The organism is Psychrobacter sp. TB20-MNA-CIBAN-0197 (genome assembly GCF_040309765.1).
GTDB classification, from domain to species: domain Bacteria; phylum Pseudomonadota; class Gammaproteobacteria; order Pseudomonadales; family Moraxellaceae; genus Psychrobacter; species Psychrobacter submarinus.
Genome location: NZ_JBEOPC010001167.1, coordinates 1 through 247 on the forward strand (window position 1 = coordinate 1; position 247 = coordinate 247).

Sequence of the window (247 nt, forward strand, 5' to 3'; positions counted from 1 at the left end):
GTACAGCGCCGAGTTCAGGCAACTGGTCACTGCCACCAGCACAACGATGTCGACGATCATCTTGGCGTTGGGAATGCCCATGCGCTCAAGTACGGTCTGGTAGGAACCGAGGTTGGCCAGGGTAGGATCGTTCCACGGCACCAGCGCCACCACGATGAAAATCGAAACCAGATAGAACAGGCCGATCCGCCAGATCACCGAGTTGGTCGCCTTGGAGATCTGCTTGCCTGGGTCCTTCGATTCCGCC

Annotated in this window: 1 pseudogene; it reads right to left on the reverse strand. The window is 58.3% G+C overall.

The annotated features are described in order from the left end of the window. Positions 1-247: pseudogene (locus AAEY83_RS17600) on the reverse strand (GABA permease); the annotation flags it as partial.